The organism is Flavobacterium sp. FlaQc-47, from assembly GCF_044006475.1.
Classification (GTDB): Bacteria; Bacteroidota; Bacteroidia; order Flavobacteriales; family Flavobacteriaceae; genus Flavobacterium.
This window is the reverse complement of sequence record NZ_JBIPCQ010000003.1, coordinates 115,562-139,945: the sequence shown is the minus strand read 5'-3', so window position 1 is coordinate 139,945 and position 24,384 is coordinate 115,562. Positions and strand designations below refer to the sequence as shown.

The following is a 24,384-nucleotide window of genomic DNA, read 5'->3' as shown; positions in this document are numbered from 1 at the left end:
ATGGTTATTGGTTAATATTCAACAAACTAACTAAAACGAATTTAAACAAAAAAGCAATACTCCTGACGGAATATTGCTTTTTTTATAATAGAACAGGGTTAAAATTATTTAATACTAAATAATCCCTCCGGTTTGTTTTCAATATCGTTAAAACGTTTTGTACACTCTGCAATAATTGCAAAAGCTTCGTTTACGTCTCCCCAACCTTCAACATCTACTTTTTTGTTTTCAAGATCTTTGTAAACCTGAAAGAAATGTTCTATTTCTTTTACTAAGTGAGGATTCATATCTGAAAGATCATTTAATGAATTCCAGATTGGATCAGAAACCGGTACACAGATAATTTTCTCATCCGGTCCTTTATCATCTGCCATGTGGAAAACACCAATTGGTTTTACTTCCATTACACATCCTGGAAAAGTTGGTTCATTTACTAAAACCAATACATCAAGAGGATCTCCGTCAAGTGCTAAAGTTTCCGGAATAAATCCGTAATCTGCAGGATACATCATTGAAGAGAATAACATTCTGTCAAAACGCATTCTTTTAATTTCAAAATCGTACTCGTATTTATTTCTGCTTCCTCTTGGTATTTCGATTAATACATCGAAAGTTGTTAGTTTGTCTGCGGTCATTTTCGTTTTTTATTATTTCTATAATTTCGATTGCAAAAGTAACTAAAGAATCCTTTTTTACAATAAAAAAACGACATTAATCCACATACTTTATTCATTAATTAATATACTTTCCTTTTAATAAACAGCTACTTAATATGTAATCTTACGATTTCGTTTATTTAGGTAATAATGCCACAGTAAATATGTTGCATAAGATCGATACGGACTCCATTGTTGGGCATGAATTTCCATTTCTAATTTGTCGTGAATATTGAGCAATTCTTTGATCGTATTTATAACTGCAATATCTCCTAACGGAATCAAATCCGGTTCCTGAAGACAGAACATCAGGTAAATATCAATTGTCCAGTTTCCTATTCCTTTTAATTTGATGAGTTCTTCCCTGACTTGTTTTGCAGATTTTGTGGCCAGACTTTCAATATCTAAATCTTTGTTTAAAATGGCTTCCGCCAAAATTTTAATATATTTTGTTTTTTGCCGGCTTACTCCTAAAGCACGAAATTGTTCGTCTGATAAAACCGACATTGTTTCAGGATTACAGGTTGTATATGCTTTGATCTTTAAAAATGTGGCTTTCGCCGAATCTATAGAGACTTGCTGCTCTAGTATCAATAGTACCAAAGTTTCAAAACCCTGAGGACGTTTTGGAATTTGCGGTAATCCGTACTTTTCTATAATATCCTGAAATATGGGATTTTTAGCAGATAAAAAATCGATAGCTTCTTGCATGACGTGATTTTAAGTCTATTCAAAATTAAATAAAAAAGAATGTCACAAAGTCGCCAAGTTTTTTTTCACGCAGATTTTGCAGATAGAGCAGATTTATTTTTCAATCTATTTTATTGATCTGCCTAAATCTGCAAAATCTGCGTGAAATAATTTTAATCAATAAAAAACGCCAAGCAGCAAGAAATTAAACTTTGCGACTTGGCGTCTTTGCGAGATTATTTTTAGTCTTGTGTTTTAAAAATAGAATCCGAAAGATCCTTTTACTGCAAATTTATTAGCATCAGGAGCGTTTAGATAACTTCCTCTCCAGGAGAAATCAATACGGAATACTTTAAAGATATTCCCTATTCCGGCATTATATTCCCAGTATACATTTTCTGGTGCATTATACGGCTGGTCTGATGCATTTATGGCTCTGTTTGCGTTTGAAATAGTTCCGTAAACTCCTTTCACTCCCACAAATTCTCTCCAGTTTAATTTTCTCATGAATGGAATTCTGGAGAATAATCGTCCGCCAAAATCATGATTCCATTGTAAAGTCGTGTATTGATCTGTAATAAACTCGTAGAAATTCAAGTTACTAAACGTATTTTCAATGGTAAAATAAGTCTGGTTTCCAGGAATCACACTCATTAATCCTAGTGGGATTGTTCCGAAAGTTTTTCCGGTTTCAAGAATTATATTCGATCTTCCTAATGGTCCAATAATTATAGGCTGTTTGTAGAATAGCTGTATTTTTTCGTAGGCAAAATCACTATCCATAACTCCCTTAAGTCCATAACTAAAATTCACAAAGAAATGACTGAACGGACTATCTACTAAATCTCTTTCTACACCAAAACCAATTGTTTTACGATTTGGCATAAATTCAAACTGAATGTTTGCTTCTGATTGTTTTACGGTACTTGCAATAACTCCTGCAGGATTTGCAGCAGTTGGCAAAGTGGTATAATAATCTAGACTAAAAGTTGGCGAAGCCGATTCTAACGTTCGGTACGAAACACCTGCCTGAACAACAAAGTTCTTTATCGGTTCCATTTCAACCGAAACGTTGGTTAAATTAATATTAGTTAATTTTCCGTTACTTCCCGTTGTAAACAATGCCGAAGAAGCAAAACTTCGTCCTAAAATATCGTTTGTTGTGGTTAAACTGGCACCAATTTGTTCAATATCACGCCTGTTTCCACCGGAAATAATAACCCGATTTTTTTTATCGACCATCCATTTTCCGGAAACTCCATATTTAAATTTATTATCATCAAAGCCATATGCGGTATAAGCCTGAATACGCCAAGGATCATTTGGTCCAAAATAGGTTCTTCCTCCTGCACGGATTCGTAAACCTTCGACTTCATTGTAACCAAAAGTGGAAAATATAGGTCCGAAATCAAAGTTTTTAAACTCGACATAACCACTTCCTAAAATAGAAACTAAACTGTAAAGCTGTTTAAATCGCTTGACAGTTTGTAAGGTGTCAAGCATTTTATAAATACCTTGTTCGTCTTTATTTAATTTTTCAAAACGGTTTTCTTCCCAGAATTCATCCGGTCGGTCATAAACGGCGTTGTCTATATAATTGACTTCCTGTTTATAAAAACTTTCGGGTTTTTGAATGTTGAATTTATGACCTTTATATAAGGTGGTTCTTTTTCCGTAAACTCCTTTTGATTTTTCTTTTTTATTCAAAGCAAAATCAGACATCATATAATCGCGGGTCAATAGAAAAACCGAATCGTTTTCTACTTCAAATTCCTGCTCGATATAAATATCTTTTACCCAGTTAATATTAGCACTTTTAGTAACTGCCATATTAATTTTTTTGATGGCAAAAGTGGTATCATTTACCCAAAAATCTCCTTTAAAAGTCAATTCGTTTTTACGTCTTGGATAAAATACAATATTATAACACCATTTTTTGTCAATGTAAGCACTGTCTTTCAATACATAATTATAAACGTCAATTCCGGTTTTTGAAAGCGGGCTTGTAAAACTCTTGTCAAAAAATTTAAGGTGATTGTCGTAAATATTATAATCTGAATAAAGATCTTTTACAAATGATAAAATCTGTTGATTTCCGTTGAAACCAGAGGTTTTACTTCCGGTAATATTTTCTTTTGTTTTCTTTAATTTATTATCTCCGTAAACATCATATAAAGATTCGTTGATAAAAATCGGCAAATACGTTTTTCCTGTAATATCTGACGTATCAACGTGTTGAAACACAAACTCCATTCCTTTAAAGAGTTTGTTTTTCATAAAAGCACTGTCGATTGTGTTCATATCAAACTCCACTTTCTCGTACTTTTGCATTTGATACTGATTGAACTGGTACAAACCGTTTTTACGTTTACGTTCCCAAATTTTTCTCAATATATCTAATGCCGGATTATTTTTTTTAGAAGTTTTTCCGGTAAAAATTACAACTTCGTTTAATGTTTCAGCTTCGCTTAAAACTATTTTGAAATCATAATTCACCGCTTTTTCCAAGGTTACTTCCCTATCTGAAAATCCTGCTGAAGTAATTAATAAAGCGGTATATGTTGTTGGAGATTCTAAGTAAAACCTACCGTCTTCATTAGAAACTATTCCTGTGTTTGAACCTTTAAAAACAACATTGGCAAAAGGAACAGGCTGATTCGATTTATCCAAAACAATTCCACTCACTTTCGTTTGTGCAGTAGCAATAGCCGCAAATGCGAATACAAAAAACAGGCTGAGTAAAATTATTCTTTTCATTGGCTGGGCAAAAAAAAACTTCATCGATTAACTATGAATGATGAAGTTTTGTGAGTATTTTAAATGTGTATTATTTGTATAACACTTTTTTAACTGCTTTTACTACATCACCTGCATTTGGCAACCAGTCTTTTAATAATACTGGAGAGTACGGCGCAGGAGTATCTGCAGTTGTAATACGTTGAATTGGCGCATCAAGAAAATCAAAAGCTTGTTCCTGAACGATATAGGTAATTTCAGATGAAATACTTGCAAATGGCCAGGCTTCTTCTAAAATTACTAAACGGTTTGTTTTTTTAACAGATTTAAGAATAGCATCTTTATCCATAGGACGAACTGTTCTTAAGTCAATAATCTCACAAGAAATTCCTTCTTTAGCTAATTCATCAGCAGCAATAAAAGCTTCTTTGATAATTTTACCAAAAGACACAATCGTTACATCAGTTCCTTCACGTTTAATATCAGCAACTCCTAACGGAATTGTGTATTCTCCATCCGGCACTTCACCTTTGTCACCATACATTTGCTCTGATTCCATAAAAATTACAGGATCATTATCACGAATTGCAGATTTTAAAAGTCCTTTTGCATCATAAGGAGTTGAAGGCACAACAACTTTAAGACCCGGAGTATTAGCAAACCAGTTTTCTAAAGCTTGTGAGTGAGTAGCTCCTAATTGACCTGCCGAAGCAGTTGGTCCACGAAAAACGATAGGCACATTAAACTGTCCTCCAGTCATTTGACGCATTTTAGCAGCGTTATTTATAATTTGATCAATACCTACTAAACAGAAGTTGAATGTCATATACTCCACAATAGGACGACAACCGTTCATAGCTGATCCTACTGCAATTCCTGTAAATCCAAGCTCAGCAATTGGAGTATCGATTACTCTTTTTTCGCCAAACTCAGCAAGCATTCCTTTTGAAGCTTTGTATGCTCCGTTATATTCTGCAACTTCTTCGCCCATTAAATATATGGATTCATCGTGACGCATTTCTTCGCTCATCGCTTCGCAAATGGCCTCTCTAAATTGTATTGTTCTCATATTTATATTGTATGTTGAATTTTCTGAAGAGCAAAAATAATTATTTTAAATAACTTAAAAGCATAAATTGAATTTAAAATCACACGATCTTCTTCTGCTCGTGCGCTTTTAACTTTTTAAAAATTATTATGACATTTACGAAATCGATATAATTGCAGTTATTTCGTTCATAAATACTTTCAAACAATATCATCTGTTTTTGTTCAATAGTGTTTTCATAAAATTATTCCCTAAAAACGCAACAATTCAAAAAGCAGTATAAAGCAAGCTGTCTTTAACAGTTGTTTGAACCTGGTACTTTGCGAAATTGCTAAGAATCAATAGAAATGCATAAATTATATCTTTCACGTTATAGTAATAACAGCTATTAATTTCATAATCTTCGAAATCGTAATAGTTTTTAAAAATATTATGCATGCATAGTATAATTATTCCAAATAATATTCTAAATTTGTGACAATGAATTTTTAGAACTATAAAATATATACTTATGAAAATATTAGTTTGCATCAGCCACGTGCCTGATACTACTTCAAAAATCAACTTCTCCAATGGTGACTCAGAATTCGATACCAATGGTGTTCAATATGTAATTAACCCTAATGACGAGTTTGGTTTAACACGTGCCATTTGGTTTCAGGAGCAACAAGGCGCTACTGTAACTGTAGTAAATGTGGGCGGACCTGATACTGAACCTACTTTGCGTAAAGCATTGGCAATTGGTGCAAACGAAGCAATTCGTATAAATGCGACTCCTACTGATGGGTTTTTTGTTGCAAAACAATTGGCTGAAGTAATTAAAAATGGTGGTTATGATTTAGTAATCGCAGGAAAAGAATCATTAGACTATAATGGTGGAATGGTTCCCGGAATGATCGCAGGAATTTTAGGTTCTAACTTCTTAAACTCTTGTACAAGTGTTACTGTTGATGGAAACAACGTAAAAGCGGTTCGTGAAATTGATGGCGGGAAAGAAACTGTAAGTACTACTTTGCCTTTAATCATAGGTGGACAAAAAGGTCTTGTTGAAGAAAAAGACCTTCGTATCCCAAACATGAGAGGAATTATGACTGCAAGAACTAAAGCACTTACGATTCTTGAGCCTGTTGACGCTCCTGTAAATACAAAAGCAGTGAAATTTGAAAAACCAGCTCCAAAATCAGCAGTGAAATTAATTTCTCCTGATAATTTAGATGAGTTAATCAATTTATTACACAACGAAGCGAAAGTAATCTAGTAAACAGTTTTCAGTCGCAGTTTTCAGACTTCAGTTTAAAACTTGAAACCTGAAACCTGAAACTAATAACCTTTAAACAAAAAAATCATGTCAATATTAATATATGCAGAATCTGCAGAAGGAAAATTTAAAAAAGTTGCTTTTGAATTAGCTTCTTACGCTAAAAAAGTAGCAGAATCTTTAGGAACAACCGTAACTGCTTTAACGATAAACACAAGTGACGTTAGCGAATTAGGTAAATACGGAGTTGATAAAGTATTAAAAGTAACTAATGATAAATTAGCCGGTTTTACAGCTAAGGCTTATGCCGATGTTATCAAACAAGCCGCAGAAAAAGAAGGAACAAAAGTAGTTTTACTCTCTTCAACTACAGACAGTATTTATCTTTCATCTTTAGTTGCAGTAGCATTAAATGCTGGTTTCGCATCAAATGTTGTTGGATTACCGGTTAGCACTTCACCTTTTCAGGTAAAAAGAAATGCTTTTTCAAATAAAGCTTTCAATATTACAGAAATCAGTACAGATGTAAAAGTTCTTGGATTGGCTAAAAACTCTTATGGAATTTTCGAAAGTGCAGGATCTGCGACTGAAGAAGATTTTAATCCAACAATTGGAGACAATGACTTTGGAGTAAAAGTAGAATCTGTAGAAAAAGTAAGTGGAAAAGTTTCTATTGCTGATGCTGATATCGTAGTTTCTGGCGGACGTGGATTAAAAGGTCCTGAAAACTGGGGATTAGTTGAAGATCTTGCTGCTGTTTTAGGCGCTGCAACTGCTTGTTCTAAACCAGTTTCAGATTTAGGATGGAGACCTCACAGCGAACACGTTGGACAAACAGGAAAACCTGTTGCTACTAACTTGTATATCGCTATCGGGATTTCCGGAGCTATCCAACATATTGCTGGTATCAACTCATCAAAAGTAAAAGTAGTAATCAATAGCGATCCTGAAGCTCCTTTCTTTAAAGTGGCTGATTATGGTATTGTTGGAGATGCATTTACAATTATTCCAGAATTAACAGAGAAATTAAAAGCTTTTAAAGCACAGCATTCTTAATTTAAAATTCTCTATAAAAATATAGCTGCCTAAAAACAAGATAATCGTATCTTTGTTTTAGGTAGCTTTTTTGTTCCATATTTTTTGATTAAAATTGCACCTTTATTTTTCAATCAATAAAAGTATTAAAATGAGGCATTAATTGCCCTTTTTACCCACATATATGAGTCTAGTAAAATTATCTATAAAAGGAATTTCATACAGTCAAACTCAAAATGGCGCTTATGCCTTAATTTTGAACGAAGTTGATGGCGAAAGAAAATTACCAATAGTTATTGGCGCTTTTGAAGCCCAATCGATTGCTATTGCTTTAGAAAAAGAAATCAAACCTCCTCGCCCATTAACGCATGATTTATTCAAAAACTTCGCTGAAAGATTTGACATTGTCGTTAAACAAGTGATTATTCACAAATTGGTTGATGGCGTTTTTTATTCCAGTTTGATCTGTGAAAGAGACAAAATCGAAGAAATTATCGATGCAAGAACTTCTGATGCAATTGCATTGGCATTACGTTTCAATGCTCCAATTTTTACTTATAAAAATATCCTGGACAAAGCCGGTATTTATTTAAAATCAAATACTGCAGAAGCGGATCAGGGTTCTCAGGAAATTGATGATGTGCTTTCTAATCCTGAAACTTTTGGACATGAAGAAGAAAGCAATCAATCCGGAGATGTTTATGCAAAACATAGTTTACAGGAACTAAATGAACTTTTAGATCAGGCAGTTTCTCAGGAAGATTATGAAAAAGCAGCAAAAATCAGAGACGAAATCTCAAAAAGATAAATTCTTATTGTTAATCGTGAATTTGTTTATTCGTTTAACCGATTAAAACAAATAACGAATAACCGAATAAACCAAATCATGAAGCAATACCTAGATTTAGTACAACACGTTTTAGAAAACGGTTGTCAAAAAGGAGACAGAACAGGAACGGGAACTAAAAGTGTTTTTGGTTACCAGATGCGTTTTGATTTAAGTGAAGGTTTCCCAATGGTCACAACTAAAAAATTACATTTAAAATCAATCATTTACGAATTGCTTTGGTTTTTAAAAGGTGATACGAATATAAAATACCTTCAGGAAAACGGAGTGAAAATCTGGGATGCATGGGCAGATTCTAATGGCGATTTAGGTCCTGTTTACGGGCACCAATGGCGCAATTGGAATAGCGAAGAAATTGATCAGATCTCTGAATTGATTACGGAACTAAAAACAAATCCAAACAGCCGCAGAATGTTGGTTTCAGCGTGGAATCCTTCGGTTTTACCAGATACTAAAAAATCATTTGAAGAAAATGTAGCCAATAATAAAGCTGCTTTACCTCCTTGCCACGCATTTTTTCAGTTTTATGTATCAAGTCCTGATCTTGAAAAAGGCGAAACAAAAGGAAAATTATCTTGTCAGTTGTATCAGCGAAGTGCTGATATATTTTTAGGAGTGCCTTTTAATATTGCTTCTTATGCATTGTTAACCATGATGGTTGCTCAAGTTTGCGATTTAGAATATGGTGAATTTATTCACACTTTTGGCGATGCACATATCTACAATAATCATTTTGAACAATTAGAGTTGCAGTTAACCCGCGATCCTAAACCATTACCAAAAATGATTTTGAATCCTGAAATTAAAAATATTTTTGATTTTGACTTTAATGACTTTACACTTTTAGATTATGAACCACACGCTGGTATAAAAGGAAGTGTTGCCGTATAAATAAAATTATTATTTGTAAAGCTGTCTTGACATAACTATAAAAACAAACACGAATTTCACAAATTGCCACTACTTCGCTCGTGAAATTAATTACGCAAACTAATTTAACAGTTAAAATTTTTGAAAATTCGGGAAATTCGTGTTTAAATTATACTACTAATACACTATTTTCACTTCCGGCATAATCATTCCATTTATATGAATCTGCTTCGGGATCGTTAACATAACTACCGTCAATTACGTATTTGAACTCGTAAATTGCATCTTTAACTAAATCATAAGTTGCTTTAAAAGTTCCGTTTTTCAACTTACTCAAAGTTCCCTCTTCAACATTCCAGTTGTTAAAATCACCAACAACCGCTGCCGAACTTGCATCTTTAGCATCTATTGAAAATGTTACTTTACACACCGGCTTCGTTTTAATAAATTGCTTCTTTAAAGACATAACTATTTAATATTTAGATTTTTATACTAAATTAAACAAATTCGCACGAACTTTTGATACCTTCACAACCGATTTATGATAATATCAAAAACCCAATATTTTTTTCGCTTTATCTATAATTAAACCCATATTAAATTTTGAATTTCAAACTCACCGCTCATTTTAGCAGAAATATTCTACAATCTAAATAGGGTGGTTACAAAATAAATTTTAACTTTATGACCTCATTTATATCTTATGGAAAAAGAAGTGCACGAACAATACGAATACGCCAGAAGAAGACTTAGACAAAAAAAGATCCTGTATTTTCATTTTGTTCTTTTTCTACTAGGAAGTTTATTTATATTCATTGCTAACAGATTTTTTGGTTTTGGTGCTAACACAGATCAAAACTGGTGTATTTGGGGGATTACAATATGGTTTTTTATTTTTATCATGCATTTTATAAAGGTCTACATCACAGATCGATTCATGAATAAAAAGTGGGAAAGAGAACAAATTGACCGTCTTGTGGGGTTACAGCAAAAAAGAATTACTCAATTAGAATCCCGAATAAATGAGGATTCCGAAAATAAAATTTAGCTTTATAATACCATGATTATAATGATAGCGGCTGTTGCCGAAAATAACGCACTTGGAAAAAACAATGAATTAGTCTGGCATTTGCCTAATGATTTTAAAAGATTCAAATCGCTTACTACAAACCATCATATTATTATGGGAAGAAAAACTTTTGAAAGCTTCCCAAAACCACTTCCAAATAGGGTTCATGTTGTTATAACACGTCAAAAAGATTATAATCCTGAAGGTTGTATTGTTGTAGAAAGCATTGAAAAAGCAATTACCGTATGTCCTCAAAATGAGGATTCCTATATTATAGGCGGAGGTGAAATTTATAATCTGGCTTTACCTTATACAGACATTATAGAAATTACAAAAGTTCACCATACTTTTGAAGCAGATGCTTTTTTTCCTGAAATCAATAATGACGAATGGCAACTGGTAGAAAGTGAAGAGAATTTTAAAGATGAAAAACATCTTTATGATTATACTTACGAAACATACATTAAAAAATAAAAAAACACCCTCTTGTGGAGGATGTTTTTTAAAACGATTGATTTTTAGATCTGACTCATTCGAGTAATAGTTTTGGTAACAAAAATTACAGATATTAAAACATCTGAAATAATAAACATTTAATATATTGAGAACTGGTCTCAAAAGTGCCTTTAATAACAAATACCACTAAGATATTAAAGGCAAGAAAATTAAAATTTCCAAAAACAAATTTAATCCTAAGAACGTACTTCGCACTTTAAAAAGAGTATTGACCCCAAGAACAACACTTTCAAAACTACTTACAAGAACAAATGAATTACCAGTGCAAAAAAAGCATTCATCTGATTCAAGTCATTTATTTACTATCAATCATTAAAATTTTATCTTTTAACTGAAGCAAAGTTGGGTATAAAATCTGCAGTGCACAATACCGTGTTTTAGGGATTTTTTAAAAATACCCTGTTTTAGGGATAGCCAAAAATTAAATAACAAAAGCCTATTACGGGCTTTGATCTCAAATATTTGATTTTACAAATTAAAAAACTCAATTACAGTTAAGTCAGATTGTATTATATTTGCGTAAATAAAAAAAATGTCTGAAAAAATAACTCCATATAAAGACTCTTCTTTAGGTAAAAAAGAGCAGGTTGCCCAAATGTTTGATAACATCTCTGGGAACTACGACAATTTAAACCGTGTCATTTCATTTGGAATTGATATTAAATGGCGAAAAAAAGTATTAAAAATAGTTTCGGATAAAAAACCAAAAATCATTCTTGATATTGCAACTGGAACTGGTGATTTAGCCATATTAATGACGCAAACAAATGCCGAGAAAATAATTGGTCTGGATATTTCTGCAGGAATGCTGGAAGTTGGAAAAAAGAAAATTGAAGACAAAAAATTGTCGAATGTGATTGATATGGTTTTGGGCGATTCTGAAAACATACCTTTTGAGGATAATTATTTTGATGCTATTACTGTTGGTTTTGGCGTTAGAAATTTCGAAAATCTGGAGAAAGGTTTTGCTGAAATTTTGAGAGTTTTAAAACCAAATGGTGTTTTTGTAATCTTAGAAACTTCGGTTCCTGACAAAACACCTTATAAACAAGGATATAAATTTTACAGCAAAAACATACTTCCAATCATTGGAAAATTGTTTTCTAAAGACAATTCTGCTTACGGATATTTGTCTGAATCTGCTGCTGTTTTTCCATATGGAGAAGCTCTGAACAATATTTTGAGAAAAATTGGGTTTATAGATGTTGTAGCTATGCCTCAAACTTTTGGGGTTGCAACCATTTATTCTGCATCTAAAAAATAGTATGAAAAAAACTGTAGTCTTACTTTTATTAGTCTTAACGACACAAGGATATTCTCAATTTGCTAAAAGCATGTTTAGTAAAGATCCCATTATAAATCTTGAAAACTGGCAAAAACAACGCCTGTATTTTGGGTATTACTTAGGATTTAATAGTTTCGATTTTAAATTTGACTATAAAAATCCTGCTCCGGATATTCAGGTAAAAAAAACTACGGGTTTTAACGTTGGTGTTGTAGCAGATTTAAGATTGCAGGAATATATTAATTTACGTTTTGAGCCAGGTTTATACTATACAAAACGTGATTTATATTATCCGAATTTACCTTTAGAAAAAGATTATTTCAGAGAAGTAAACAGTACCTATATCCACTTTCCTCTTTTATTAAAATTCTCAGCTTTACGTACCGGAAACATTCGTCCTTATTTAGTTGGAGGAATGTCTACTACATTAAATTTATCGAGCAATTCTAAATCAAAAGACGACAATTTTGAAGGCAAATTCAGGGTTAAACAATGGACTGCTGCTTATGAGCTTGGTTTTGGAATAGATCTTTTCTCTGAATACTTTATTTTCTCTCCTTCTATTAGAGGTATGTTTGGTATTACTGATGAATTAATTCGTGATAATCCTGCAAACGGCCCAAGTCCATGGACCGGAAATATTGACTCTATGAAATCAAGAGCGATTTTAATTAATTTTACTTTTCATTAAAACAAATTCTTAACTATTTCGTTTAAATTCACTAAGAATAATTGCAGTTGCGGTAGCTACATTTAAACTTTCGGTTTTTTGAAGCTCTCCAAATCTTGGAATTGTGAGTCGGCTGGTAACCGTTTTTTCAATCTCTTCTGAAATCCCATTGGCTTCATTACCCATAATAATGATGCCGTTTTGAGGCAGACTTGATTGATAAACATTCTCGCCATCCATAAAAGTTCCAAAAACAGGAAGACTCGTTTCTGCAATAAATGTTTTCAAATCAACATAATTCACATTTACTCTCGCAATAGAACCCATTGTTGCCTGAACTACTTTTGGATTATAAATATCGACGGTTTCTTTTGAACAAATAATTTGCTTGATACCAAACCAGTCACAAAGACGCAAAATAGTGCCTAAATTTCCGGGATCACGAATGTCGTCTAAAGCCAAGATCAAACCTGAATTTATTATTTTATTTTCGGTTGGGATTTTAAAAACCGCCAAACATGAATTTGGAGTTGATAATGCACTTATTTTTTTAAGGTCCTGCTCATAAATCATAGTACGTTTTGAAGATTGAACTTCTTCAAAATCATTTTGAGTCGTGTATAAATGCTCTAATTCAAAATTGGATAATAACAATTCTTGAATTACTTTTACTCCTTCGGCAAAAAATAATTGATTTGCAAAACGTTGCTTTTTTTGATGTAAACCTGAGATAAGTTTTATTTGGTTTTTACTAACCATAAAATAATGTACTTTTGAATTAAATATTTAAAAACACTTGAAAAAGAATTCCACAAAAATAACAGCATTTATTCTAATAGCAACATTTATTTGCGGTTGTAATGCTGTAAAAAGAGTTCCCGATGGAAAAAACCTTCTTGTAAAAAACACTATTCTTGTAAATGGCAAGGCAACCAATGATGAAATTGCCTCAAACCAGATGTACCAAAAACCAAATGGAACATTACTGGGATATCGTTTACGCTTAAATTTATACAATTTAGCCAATTTAAATCCTGACTCTACTTATCAGGCTAAATTTAAGAATCATCCCGGACTTTATGAACGCCAGTCTAAATTATTGTCAGCAAAACAAGTAGACAGACTTGGGCAATCTTTTTTAAATAAAGGCCTTAACGAATTTTTAAAAAATACGGGGGAACCTCCTGTAATTATCGATACTGCAAAAACAAAAAAATCTCTGTTACGTTTAAAATTCTATTATTTTAATAATGGTTATTTTAATGTTGCAACAGATTATAGTATTGATAGCGTTGCCACAAAAAAAGCTAAAATAAATTATCTTATCACTACTGGTCCAGCATATACTTTAGACACTATTAAAACTAATATCAAGACTCCTGCGCTGGATTCATTGTATAGAACTAATAATGAACCTTCGTTTTTAAAATCCGGCAAACAATATAAAACTGCTGATTTTGAAGAGGAAAAAAATCGTCTTACTACTTATTTCAGAAATCACGGTGCTTACTTTTTCCAGCCTACTTATGTTACTTTTGACATTGATACAATTGGCAAAAAAAACAAAGCCGATGTAACGCTGATTATTAACAATAACAATATTCAGGAAAGAGATTCAAGCAGAACCGAACCTTTTAAATTGTATAAAATCAGCGACGTTAATATTTATACAGACTATTCTCCTGCAAATTCAAAAACTAAAGTAAACGATAGTACAACTTACAACAACTTCAACTTATACAGCTATAAAAAACTAAAATATAAGCCTCGCGCTATTACCGATGCTATTTTCATAAATAAAGGAAGTACTTTTTCTGACACCAGAACAACGCTTTCGTCAAGATACTTAAACAATTTAAAGATCTTTAATTATCCTTCTATTCAATATGAAGTTGATAAGCGCGACTCAACAGCACAATCGTTAATTGCAAACGTTTACCTGACTCCAAGAAAAAAATATAGTTTTGGAGCTTCTTTTGATGTCACACACTCAAATATTCAGGATTTTGGAATTGGCGCAAGTATTTCTGAAACTATCCGAAACGTGTTTAACAGAGCCGAAACTCTTGAGATTTCTACTCGTTTAAACATTGGATCGTCGAAAGATATGGCGAATCCTAATAATAATTTCTTTAATGTTTCAGAATACGGTGTAGATTTAAAACTGAATTTCCCGAGGATTCTACTGCCTTTTGGAACTGAAAAAATTATTCCGAAAAGGATGATTCCCTCTACAAGTATTGCTGGAGGTTTCTCCAAACAAAGGAATATTGGTTTAGATAAGGAAAATTTTACAGGAGGAATTGCTTACAACTGGTCGCCTAAACGAAACAATACGGCAAAACTTGAATTGCTTAATGCTCAATTTGTACGTAATTTAAATCCGGGTAATTATTTTAGAGTTTATACTTCATCTTATAATGAATTAAACAATATTGCAGAAACGTATAATACAGATGCTACTAATCTTGATACTAATGGCAATTTAATTATTACAAAGGGAACTACTGATTTTACTAAAGAAGTATTGAACGGACAAACTGCTTTAACGCCTGACAGAGCCGAATATAAAGATGTAGAAAGCATCGAGGAAAGAAGGGTTCGTTTGACTGAAAATGACTTTATCTTAGCGACAAGTTACACGTTTACCAAAACAACAAAAAAAGATCTTGCCGATAATACTTTTTATCAGTTTAAAACTAAAATTGAATCTGCAGGTACTTTACTTTCAGCTATTTCAAGCATAGGAAATCTTCCTAAAAATTCTAATGGAAACTATGACATATTCAATTTAGAATATTCAGAATATATCAAAACCGAATTTGATTATATCAAACACTGGGACTTTGGAAAAGAGCAGGTATTGGCAGTAAGAAGCTTTTTTGGAATAGCGATTCCATTTGGGAATTCAAATTATATTCCGTTTTCACGAAGTTATTATTCCGGAGGTTCAAATGACAACCGTGCATGGCAGCCTTATGCTTTAGGTCCCGGAAGTACGAACGCCGTAAATGATTTTAATGAGGCAAATATGAAGATTGCAATGAGTGCCGAATTTAGATTTAAAGTTTTTGGCGATGTCAAAGGAGCGATCTTTGCAGACGCCGGAAATATCTGGAATGTGATGGATAATGTAATTGACGATAAGGCAAAATTCAACAACTTAAACGATTTAGCTGAAATTGCTTTAGGTTCAGGATTTGGTTTACGTTACGATTTAAGCTTTTTTGTTATTCGGTTAGATTTAGGGTTTAAGACTTATAATCCAGCACATGAGAAGGGAGATCGATGGTTCAAAGAATACAATTTTGGGCACTCGGTTTTAAATTTTGGAATAAATTATCCTTTCTAATGCTAATTAATTCTTATTTTTGCAACCTAAAAACTAAAAACAACTAAAAAAAATTACAATGGCACACAATATCAAACCGGGAGTAGCTACAGGAGATCAAGTACAGGAGATTTTTAATTATGCGAAAGAAAAAGGTTTTGCTTTACCAGCAGTAAATGTTACTGGTTCAAGCACAATCAACGGAGTTCTTGAAACTGCAGCAAAACTAAATGCACCGGTTATCATTCAATTTTCTAACGGAGGAGCTCAATTCAACGCTGGAAAAGGATTATCTAATGCTAACGAAAAATCAGCTATCGCTGGAGGAATTGCGGGAGCACTACACATTCATACCTTGGCAGAAGCTTACGGTGCAACTGTAATTTTACATACTGACCACTGTGCAAAAAAATTATTGCCTTGGATTGATGGTTTATTAGATGCTTCTGAAAAACATTTTGCAGAAACAGGAAAACCATTATTCAGTTCTCACATGATCGATTTGTCTGAGGAGCCAATCGAAGAAAACATCGAGATCTGTAAAGAATATTTAGCCAGAATGAGCAAAATGGGAATGACATTAGAGATCGAACTTGGTATTACAGGTGGTGAAGAAGATGGTGTTGACAACTCTGATGTTGATAGCTCAAAATTATATACTCAACCAGAAGAAGTTGCGTATGCTTATGAAGAATTATCTAAAATAAGCCCTAAATTTACAATTGCAGCAGCTTTTGGAAACGTTCACGGTGTTTACAAACCAGGAAACGTAAAATTGACTCCAAAAATCTTAAAAAATTCTCAGGATTTCGTTCAAAACAAATTCAAAACTGGTCCTAACCCAGTAGATTTCGTTTTTCACGGAGGTTCAGGTTCTACACTTGAAGAAATCAGAGAAGGAATTAGCTACGGAGTTATCAAAATGAACATTGATACCGATTTACAATTTGCATATACGGAAGGAATTCGTGATTATATGGTTAAAAACATTGACTATTTAAAAACACAAATTGGTAACCCTGAAGGTTCTGAGGTTCCTAACAAAAAATATTATGACCCAAGAAAATGGGTACGTGAAAGTGAAGTGACATTCAACACAAGACTTGAACAAGCTTTTGCAGACTTGAACAATGTGAATACACTATAAGTAAAAGTTTAAAGTTTCAGGTTTCAAGTTCCACAACTTGAAACTTGAAACCTGAAACAACAAAATTAATAAATATGGCTTGGTTTAAAAGACAGGAAAAAGGGATTACGACCGCTACAGAAGATAAGATGGACGTTCCGAAAGGATTGTGGTACAAATCTCCTACCGGAAAAATTATTGACGCTGACGAATTAGCCAGAAACTTATTTGTTAGTCCCGAAGATGATTTTCACGTTAGAATTGGAAGCGCAACCTATTTTGAAATTTTATTTGACAATAACGAATTTGTTGAATTAGATAAAAACATGACATCAAAAGATCCTTTGCATTTTGTGGACACAAAAAAATATGCAGAAAGATTGAAAGATGTAATGGAGAAAACTCACCTTAAAGACGCTGTGCGTACCGGAGTGGGAAAATCTAAAGGAAAAGAACTTGTTATTTGTTGTATGGATTTTGCCTTTATTGGTGGATCTATGGGAGCTGTTGTTGGAGAAAAAATTGCAAGAGGTATTAATCACGCGATTAAAAACAAATTACCATTTGTAATGATCTCTAAATCTGGTGGTGCCCGTATGATGGAAGCGGCTTATTCGTTAATGCAATTAGCTAAAACATCTGTAAAACTGGCGCAACTTGCCGAAGCTGGTTTACCTTACATCTCATTATGTACAGATCCAACTACCGGAGGAACAACTGCATCATACGCCATGTTAGGAGATATCAATATCTCTGAGCCAGGTGCTTTGATTGGTTTTGCTGGTCCTCGTGTTGTTCGTGACACTACAGGAAAAGATTTACCTGAAGGTTTTCAAACCGCTGAATTTCTTTTAGAGCACGGTTTCCTTGACTTTATCACACCAAGAAAAGAATTGAAAGATAAGATTAACTTATATATTGATTTGATTCAAAACAATACAATTAGATAGTTTTCAAACTTCTAAAACATATAAAATCCTATTTGCTACGGCAAATGGGATTTTTTTTATTCTATAAATATGTCGTTCCTCCGGAACTTCTGAACGCGTCCGGTTTGAATAGTAACGAAATGATCTCTTAGCTAGAGGGACTTTGTTACAAACATTTCATTCCTACGGAATTTTCTGAACCTATTATTTTATAATCTCAAACAATTAATTGCTATAAGAAAAAGTGTACTTTTGTTTCGGTATCAAATTTTAGAATAGTTTTACACGAAAAATGTATCAAACATAATTTGACTTGTTTTTTACCAAAACCTATTTTTTTTAAAGAAATATAAATATCTTTGAATTATGAGCACAGCAACAAAACCAAATCATATAGGGCGAAAAATTAGCCGTATTCGTGAACTGAAAGACATGAAGCAAGAAGCATTGGCACAAGCTTTAGGAATATCTCAACAAACTATATCTGCAATAGAAAACAGCGAAACTATAGAAGATGAAAGGCTTTTAGAAGTAGCTCAAGCACTTGGAGTAAGTGTTGAAGCTATAAAAAATTTTACCGAAGAAAATATGATTAATTATTTTAATAGCTTTTATGACAATAGCACTGCTAATGGAATAAATAATCCTGTTAATTGTTCATTCAATCCATTGGATAAAGTAATTGAACTTTACGAGCGTATGATTCAAACAGAAAAAGAAAAAGTTGAGTATTTAGAAAAATTGCTAAGAGAAAAATAAGATTCTGAAAAGATATATTGATTGCAAAAAAAATCCTGAGAAATATTTTCTCAGGATTTTTTTATATAATAGATTTTCTTTCCGAGTATTATTTGGCTAAAGCCTGTTCTTTGTCTGCATTTAAATCTCCAGCTAAAGCTGGAGGCAATTCAACTAAAAGCTTAGATATATATTGTGGAATTTCAACCCAATTTCAACGGAATAAATTCCGTCTCTACAATACATATTGTTGCTAGAAATGGCAATATTGCGATAATTGCGATGGATTGCGAAGAATGGATTAAAATCCGTCCCTACAATATAAATCGTTCCTCCGAAACTTTATATTAGATTAAAAACCTTTGAGCCTTTGAACCTCTGCAACTTTGAACCTTAAAGAAAACCTATTTAAGCGAAGCCATATCAATTACAAAACGGTATTTTACATCGCTTTTATTCATACGATCGTAAGCTTCGTTAATGTACGACATATCTATTATTTCAACATCTGATGTAATATTATGTTCTGCACAGTAATCTAACATTTCCTGAGTTTCTTTGATTCCGCCAATTAAACTTCCTATAATACTTCTTCTTTTCATGATTAAAGTAAAAACAGGAATTTCAGCCGGTGCCGGCGGAGCTCCAACTACAATCATGGTTCCGTTTGTGGTTAGTAAATTCAGGTAAGCGTTATGATCGTGTTTTGCCGAAACAGTATTCAGGATAAAGTCAAAACTATTTGCTAAAGATTCCATAGTTTCAGGATTTGAAGTCAGTGCAAAATGATGCGCTCCTAATTTTTTAGCATCAGCTTCTTTTGATGGAGAATGACTTAACATTGTAACTTCGGCACCAAAAGCAACTGCAAATTTAACTGCCATATGCCCTAAACCTCCAAGTCCTAAAACTCCAACTTTATGACCTTTACCTACTTTTAAATATTTTAAAGGTGAATAAGTAGTAATTCCGGCACATAATAATGGAGCAACTCCTTTGATGTCTAATTTTTCAGAAACATGAAGTGTGTAACTTTCGTCAACAATTATACTGGTAGAATATCCTCCGCGAGTTGGAATATCAGTTCCTCTTTCAACACTGTTGTACGTTCCTGTCATTCCTTCATCACAAAATTGCTCTTCGCCAGATTGACAACTTGGACAAACTCTGCATGAATCAACAAAACAACCTACTCCTGCTAATTCTCCAACTTTAAATTTAGATACTTCGCTACCAACAGCAACAATTCGACCTACAATTTCATGTCCCGGAACTAACGGGTAGTTTACAGGTCCCCAATCACCTTTTGCAGTATGAATATCTGAGTGACAAACACCACTGTATAAAATATCTATTTGAACCTGATGAGCACCAACTTCCTTTCGTTCAAACGTATAAGGTTTTAAAGGATTTTCGGCATCATAGGCTGCATACGCTTTTACTGGTATCATATTATTATTTTTTTAATTTAAGCTATTAAAATTACAACAATATTGAACAATAAAGCAAACTTTGAAGTTCTAAAAAATGACTTTAACTTTTTAGATTTACATTCCGGTTCTAATAGCTTCAACCGGATCTAATTTTGCTGCGGAAATTGCAGGTAAGATTCCCGAAATCACTCCAACCAAAATTGATAATCCTGCACCAATAATTACATTCCAGAGACTTAAAACAAATTCAAAATCTAATAAATTGGTTAACAGAACAGACATTAGAAAAACAATTATTAAACCAATAATTCCGCCAATTAAACAAAGTATAACAGCTTCAAACAAAAACTGAAACAATATAAATCGATTCTTTGCTCCTAATGATTTTTGAATACCTATTAAATTAGTACGTTCTTTTACCGAAACAAACATAATATTGGCCACACCAAAACCTCCAACCAGGAAAGAGAAGAAACTAATAAATATTCCTCCAAATCGTAAACTTCCCAGAATTCCATCGACAAAATCAGTAAATCCGGAAAGTACATTAATAAAGAAATTATCAGACTCCCCCGCTTTCATCCCGCGAATTGCCCTAAGTTTTTGAGCAACTTCGGCTTTATAAGCAGCCATATCAACACCTTTTACAGGTTTTAAAACAATTACAGGAGTCATCGAATCGCTGTCGCCATACATTCTGCGTAAAAAATTTGTTGGCAAATAAACCGATGTATCATTACTATCTCCAAAAAATCCGGCACCTTGTTTTTTAATTACACCAATAACTGTAAAACGCTGTCCGTATAGACGAATATTTTTTCCGATGGGATCACTTGTTCCAAAAAGTCCTTCGGCAATATCATATCCCAAAACAATAACGGCGCTTCCTGAATTTGATTCGGATTCATTGTAAAATCTTCCTTTATCAAAACTCAATCCTTCGATATCGACCATTTCGCTTGACGAAGGAACAATATTCACATCACTAACTGTTTTTGAATCATATTTTAAGGTTTCATGATTTACAAAAAGCTGATAAGCGACCTGATCCGTATTATTTAATGAATTTTTTAAACTGACATATTCATCATATTTTACATTGGGAAACTGTTCCCTTTTCCATTGCGGAATTTCAGAAGGTCCGAAACAGTATTTCATTAAATAAATCGTGTTTTTATCTAAGCTGCTCAAGTCTTTTGAAATTTTTCTATCTAAAGAATCTACTGCTGCCAAAACTGCAATAATTGAGAAAATTCCAATCGTAACCCCTAACAGGGACAATAAGGTACGTAATTTATTATTTCGCAAAGCGTTTATGGCAAAGCGAAAACTTTCTTTTAATAACCTTAGATAAACCAGCATATATGTGTATTTTTCAGTAAAGTAAAATTCAATAAATTAAAATCAAAAACCTAATAAAAGTTAACTTACTCATAAGTAGATTTATTTAGCATAATGTTACATTAATTTTCTTTAAAATAATATTTAAAAAAACTACTTTTGCAGTCTGAAAATCATAACTACACAATGAACACAACTAAAACAATACAATCTGCATTAATATCTGTTTTTTCGAAAGATGGACTAGAGCCAATCGTTCGAAAATTACATGAACAAAACGTAACACTTTATTCGACTGGAGGAACAGAAGATTTTATAAAAAACCTTGGAATTCCTGTAGTTCCGGTTGAAGATATTACTTCATTTCCTGAAATTCTTGGAGGAAGAGTAAAAACGTTACACCCTAAAATTTTTGGAGGAATCTTAAACCGTCAGGATAACGAAGGTGATGTTCAACAAATGAAGGAATTTGATATTCCTCAGATTGATTTGGTTATTGTTGATTTATATCCGTTTGAAAAAACGGTTGCTTCAGGCGCGAGCGAACAGGATATTATTGAAAAAATTGATATTGGCGGAATTTCATTAATCCGTGCCGGTGCAAAAAATTTCAAAGACACTGTAATTGTGGCTTCTGTAAACGAATACAGCTTGCTTCTTGATTTAATTACAGAGCAAAACGGAGCAACAACTCTTGAAAACAGAAGATTGCTTGCTACAAAAGCTTTCCACGTTTCATCTCATTACGATGGTGCCATTTTTAATTATTTCAACACTGACGAGACGATTTATAAAGAAAGTATTGAAGGTGGACAAATTTTAAGATACGGAGAAAATCCGCATCAAAAAGGTTTCTTTTTTGGAGATTTTGATGCTATGTTCAAAAAAGTTCACGGAAAAGAATTGTCATACAACAACCTTTTAGATGTTGACGCGGCGGTAAACTTAATCAATGAGTTCAAAACTGACGGTCCAACTTTTGCTATTTTAAAACATAATAATGCTTGTGGTCTGGCTTCAAGAAAAACAATCAGCGAAGCTTATTTAGCAGCTTTGGCTTGTGACCCAACTTCTGCTTTTGGCGGAGTTTTGATTGCAAACACTAAAATTGATTTAGCTACTGCCCAGGAAATCAATAAATTATTTTGTGAAGTGGTAATTGCTCCAAGTTATGATGATGACGCAATTGCAGTTTTACAAGAAAAGAAAAACAGAATTATATTAGTTCAAAATGAAGTTGAATTACCTTCAAGACAAGTGAGAACATGTCTTAACGGTTTGTTAATTCAGGACAGAAATAATATTACAGATACTAAAGAGCATTTAAAAACCGTTACAATTACTGAACCTACTGCTCAGGAAATAGAAGATTTAATTTTTGCATCTAAAATCTGTAAAAACACAAAATCAAACACGATTGTTTTTGCAAAAAACGGAACATTAATTTCCTCAGGTACAGGTCAGACATCAAGAGTTGACGCTTTAGTACAAGCTGTAGATAAAGCAAAAGCTTTTGGATTTGATTTAACCGGCGCTTCAATGGCGAGCGATGCATTTTTCCCGTTTCCGGATTGTGTAGAATTAGCTAAAAATGCAGGAATTACGGCAGTAATTCAGCCCGGAGGTTCAATAAAAGACGAATTAAGCATAAATTATTGCAACGAAAATAATCTTGCAATGGTATTTACAGGAACACGTCATTTTAAACATTAATTTGTTTAACTTTGTTCAAAATAATTTATAACATTTTAAACCCCTAAAAAACTTATGGGATTTTTTGATTTCATGACCGAGGATATTGCGATAGACCTTGGTACCGCAAACACTTTAATCATACATAATGATAAAGTTGTTATTGATAGTCCGTCAATCGTTGCACGTGATCGAATATCAGGCAAAATCATTGCTGTTGGTAAGGAAGCCAATATGATGCAAGGTAAGACGCATGAAAATATCAAAACCATAAGGCCTTTGAAGGATGGTGTTATTGCCGATTTCGATGCTTCGGAAAAGATGATCAACATGTTCATCAAAAGTATACCGGCTTTGAAGAAAAGAATGTTTACTCCGGCTTTACGCATGGTAGTATGTATTCCGTCTGGTATTACTGAAGTGGAGATGAGAGCTGTAAAAGAATCTTGTGAAAGAGTAAACGGAAAAGAAGTGTACTTAATTCATGAGCCAATGGCAGCAGCAATTGGTATTGGTATCGATATTATGCAGCCAAAAGGAAACATGATTGTTGATATTGGTGGTGGTACTACTGAAATCGCAGTTATCGCTTTAGGCGGAATTGTATGTGACAAATCTGTGAAAATTGCAGGTGACGTTTTTACAAATGATATTGTTTATTACATGCGTACTCAACACAATCTTTTTGTGGGAGAAAGTACTGCTGAAAAAATAAAAATTCAAATTGGAGCTGCTATCGAAGATTTAGATGGTCCTCCGGAAGATATGTCAGTTCAGGGTAGAGATTTACTTACCGGTAAACCTAAACAAGTTGATGTTTCTTATAGAGAAATTGCAAAAGCATTAGACAAATCGATTCAGCGTATTGAAGATGCTGTAATGGAAACGTTATCTCAAACTCCTCCAGAATTAGCTGCAGATATTTACAACACTGGTATTTATTTAGCCGGTGGAGGATCTATGTTAAGAGGTCTTGACAAACGTATTTCACAAAAAACAGATTTACCGGTATATATTGCCGAAGATCCGTTAAGAGCTGTAGTTCGTGGAACAGGAATGGCACTTAAAAACATTGCAAAATTCAAAAGTATCTTAATTAAATAAGATTCACATA

Annotated in this window: 22 protein-coding genes; 14 read left to right on the top strand and 8 right to left on the bottom strand. The window is 33.1% G+C overall.

Translation table 11 applies throughout. The features are described 5' to 3' along the window. Positions 1-104 precede the first annotated feature (104 nt). From ACHRVX_RS10260 to ACHRVX_RS10245, 4 genes are all read right to left on the bottom strand, one after another. Positions 105-635 carry an inorganic diphosphatase gene (locus tag ACHRVX_RS10260; protein WP_042566140.1) on the bottom strand — a complete coding sequence of 177 codons (531 nt, stop codon included), beginning with the start codon at positions 633-635 and terminating at the stop codon, positions 105-107. Between the two features lie 132 nt (positions 636-767). Further along, the gene (locus tag ACHRVX_RS10255) at positions 768-1,367 is read right to left on the bottom strand and encodes a DNA-3-methyladenine glycosylase family protein (protein WP_395331856.1); all 600 of its coding nucleotides are present in this window, start codon (positions 1,365-1,367) and stop codon (positions 768-770) included. A 234-nt stretch (positions 1,368-1,601) separates the two neighbouring features. Further along, positions 1,602-4,103: a DUF5686 family protein gene (locus tag ACHRVX_RS10250; RefSeq protein ID WP_395331854.1), complete on the bottom strand. Its 2,502-nt coding sequence runs from the start codon at positions 4,101-4,103 to the stop codon at positions 1,602-1,604. A gap of 70 nt (positions 4,104-4,173) precedes the next feature. Beyond that, positions 4,174-5,151, bottom strand: coding sequence for a pyruvate dehydrogenase complex E1 component subunit beta (locus tag ACHRVX_RS10245; RefSeq protein ID WP_072954767.1), 978 nt, complete (start codon positions 5,149-5,151; stop codon positions 4,174-4,176). A 490-nt stretch (positions 5,152-5,641) separates the two neighbouring features. Between ACHRVX_RS10245 and ACHRVX_RS10240 the strand changes: the two genes are divergently transcribed. The 4 genes from ACHRVX_RS10240 (at position 5,642) to ACHRVX_RS10225 (ending at position 9,161) form a co-directional block, all read left to right on the top strand. Further along, positions 5,642-6,388: an electron transfer flavoprotein subunit beta/FixA family protein gene (locus ACHRVX_RS10240; protein WP_395331852.1), complete on the top strand. Its 747-nt coding sequence runs from the start codon at positions 5,642-5,644 to the stop codon at positions 6,386-6,388. An 87-nt stretch (positions 6,389-6,475) separates the two neighbouring features. Further along, positions 6,476-7,444 carry an electron transfer flavoprotein subunit alpha/FixB family protein gene (locus ACHRVX_RS10235; protein ID WP_395331850.1) on the top strand — a complete coding sequence of 323 codons (969 nt, stop codon included), beginning with the start codon at positions 6,476-6,478 and terminating at the stop codon, positions 7,442-7,444. A gap of 163 nt (positions 7,445-7,607) precedes the next feature. Beyond that, positions 7,608-8,231: a bifunctional nuclease domain-containing protein gene (locus ACHRVX_RS10230; RefSeq protein ID WP_395331848.1), complete on the top strand. Its 624-nt coding sequence runs from the start codon at positions 7,608-7,610 to the stop codon at positions 8,229-8,231. 78 nt (positions 8,232-8,309) lie between these two features. Continuing rightward, positions 8,310-9,161, top strand: coding sequence for a thymidylate synthase (locus ACHRVX_RS10225; RefSeq protein WP_395331846.1), 852 nt, complete (start codon positions 8,310-8,312; stop codon positions 9,159-9,161). A 148-nt stretch (positions 9,162-9,309) separates the two neighbouring features. Here ACHRVX_RS10225 and ACHRVX_RS10220 read toward each other — a convergent pair whose 3' ends face one another. Beyond that, positions 9,310-9,606 (bottom strand): isoamylase early set domain-containing protein, encoded by a 297-nt coding sequence (locus ACHRVX_RS10220; protein WP_316635271.1) that lies wholly within the window; start codon positions 9,604-9,606, stop codon positions 9,310-9,312. Positions 9,607-9,843: 237 nt separating this feature from the next. Between ACHRVX_RS10220 and ACHRVX_RS10215 the strand changes: the two genes are divergently transcribed. From ACHRVX_RS10215 to ACHRVX_RS10200, 4 genes are all read left to right on the top strand, one after another. Continuing rightward, a complete protein-coding gene (locus tag ACHRVX_RS10215; protein WP_395331844.1) occupies positions 9,844-10,188 on the top strand; it encodes a 2TM domain-containing protein in 345 nt (114 codons plus the stop codon). 12 nt (positions 10,189-10,200) lie between these two features. After that, the gene (locus ACHRVX_RS10210) at positions 10,201-10,683 is read left to right on the top strand and encodes a dihydrofolate reductase (protein WP_395331842.1); all 483 of its coding nucleotides are present in this window, start codon (positions 10,201-10,203) and stop codon (positions 10,681-10,683) included. A gap of 574 nt (positions 10,684-11,257) precedes the next feature. Then, positions 11,258-11,989 (top strand): bifunctional demethylmenaquinone methyltransferase/2-methoxy-6-polyprenyl-1,4-benzoquinol methylase UbiE, encoded by a 732-nt coding sequence (gene ubiE, locus ACHRVX_RS10205; RefSeq protein ID WP_395331840.1) that lies wholly within the window; start codon positions 11,258-11,260, stop codon positions 11,987-11,989. A 1-nt stretch (position 11,990) separates the two neighbouring features. Further along, entirely contained in the window at positions 11,991-12,701 is a 711-nt protein-coding gene (locus tag ACHRVX_RS10200) for a porin family protein (RefSeq protein WP_395331838.1), read from the top strand. 9 nt (positions 12,702-12,710) lie between these two features. Here ACHRVX_RS10200 and ACHRVX_RS10195 read toward each other — a convergent pair whose 3' ends face one another. Further along, complete coding sequence (locus ACHRVX_RS10195; protein ID WP_395331836.1) at positions 12,711-13,439, bottom strand: RNA methyltransferase; 729 nt, start codon at positions 13,437-13,439, stop codon at positions 12,711-12,713. Positions 13,440-13,476: 37 nt separating this feature from the next. On the opposite strand from ACHRVX_RS10195, the gene ACHRVX_RS10190 reads away from it, so the two are divergent. From ACHRVX_RS10190 to ACHRVX_RS10175, 4 genes are all read left to right on the top strand, one after another. Further along, the gene (locus ACHRVX_RS10190; RefSeq protein WP_395331834.1) at positions 13,477-16,032 is read left to right on the top strand and encodes a BamA/TamA family outer membrane protein; all 2,556 of its coding nucleotides are present in this window, start codon (positions 13,477-13,479) and stop codon (positions 16,030-16,032) included. 58 nt (positions 16,033-16,090) lie between these two features. After that, entirely contained in the window at positions 16,091-17,158 is a 1,068-nt protein-coding gene (fbaA, locus tag ACHRVX_RS10185; protein WP_395331832.1) for a class II fructose-bisphosphate aldolase, read from the top strand. Between the two features lie 74 nt (positions 17,159-17,232). Next, positions 17,233-18,087, top strand: a complete 855-nt coding sequence (accD, locus tag ACHRVX_RS10180) for an acetyl-CoA carboxylase, carboxyltransferase subunit beta (RefSeq protein ID WP_213294720.1) — start codon at positions 17,233-17,235, stop codon at positions 18,085-18,087. A gap of 345 nt (positions 18,088-18,432) precedes the next feature. After that, positions 18,433-18,825: a helix-turn-helix domain-containing protein gene (locus ACHRVX_RS10175; protein WP_395331829.1), complete on the top strand. Its 393-nt coding sequence runs from the start codon at positions 18,433-18,435 to the stop codon at positions 18,823-18,825. 383 nt (positions 18,826-19,208) lie between these two features. On the opposite strand, the gene ACHRVX_RS10170 is transcribed toward ACHRVX_RS10175, so the two are convergent. After that, positions 19,209-20,255, bottom strand: coding sequence for an NAD(P)-dependent alcohol dehydrogenase (locus ACHRVX_RS10170; RefSeq protein ID WP_395331827.1), 1,047 nt, complete (start codon positions 20,253-20,255; stop codon positions 19,209-19,211). Between the two features lie 96 nt (positions 20,256-20,351). Continuing rightward, the gene (locus tag ACHRVX_RS10165) at positions 20,352-21,599 is read right to left on the bottom strand and encodes an ABC transporter permease (RefSeq protein WP_395331825.1); all 1,248 of its coding nucleotides are present in this window, start codon (positions 21,597-21,599) and stop codon (positions 20,352-20,354) included. Between the two features lie 165 nt (positions 21,600-21,764). Here ACHRVX_RS10165 and purH point away from each other — a divergent pair, with 165 nt between their 5' ends. After that, positions 21,765-23,291: a bifunctional phosphoribosylaminoimidazolecarboxamide formyltransferase/IMP cyclohydrolase gene (gene purH / locus ACHRVX_RS10160; RefSeq protein WP_395331823.1), complete on the top strand. Its 1,527-nt coding sequence runs from the start codon at positions 21,765-21,767 to the stop codon at positions 23,289-23,291. 54 nt (positions 23,292-23,345) lie between these two features. Further along, positions 23,346-24,374, top strand: a complete 1,029-nt coding sequence (locus ACHRVX_RS10155; RefSeq protein WP_007804822.1) for a rod shape-determining protein — start codon at positions 23,346-23,348, stop codon at positions 24,372-24,374. The last annotated feature ends 10 nt before the right edge of the window (positions 24,375-24,384 follow it).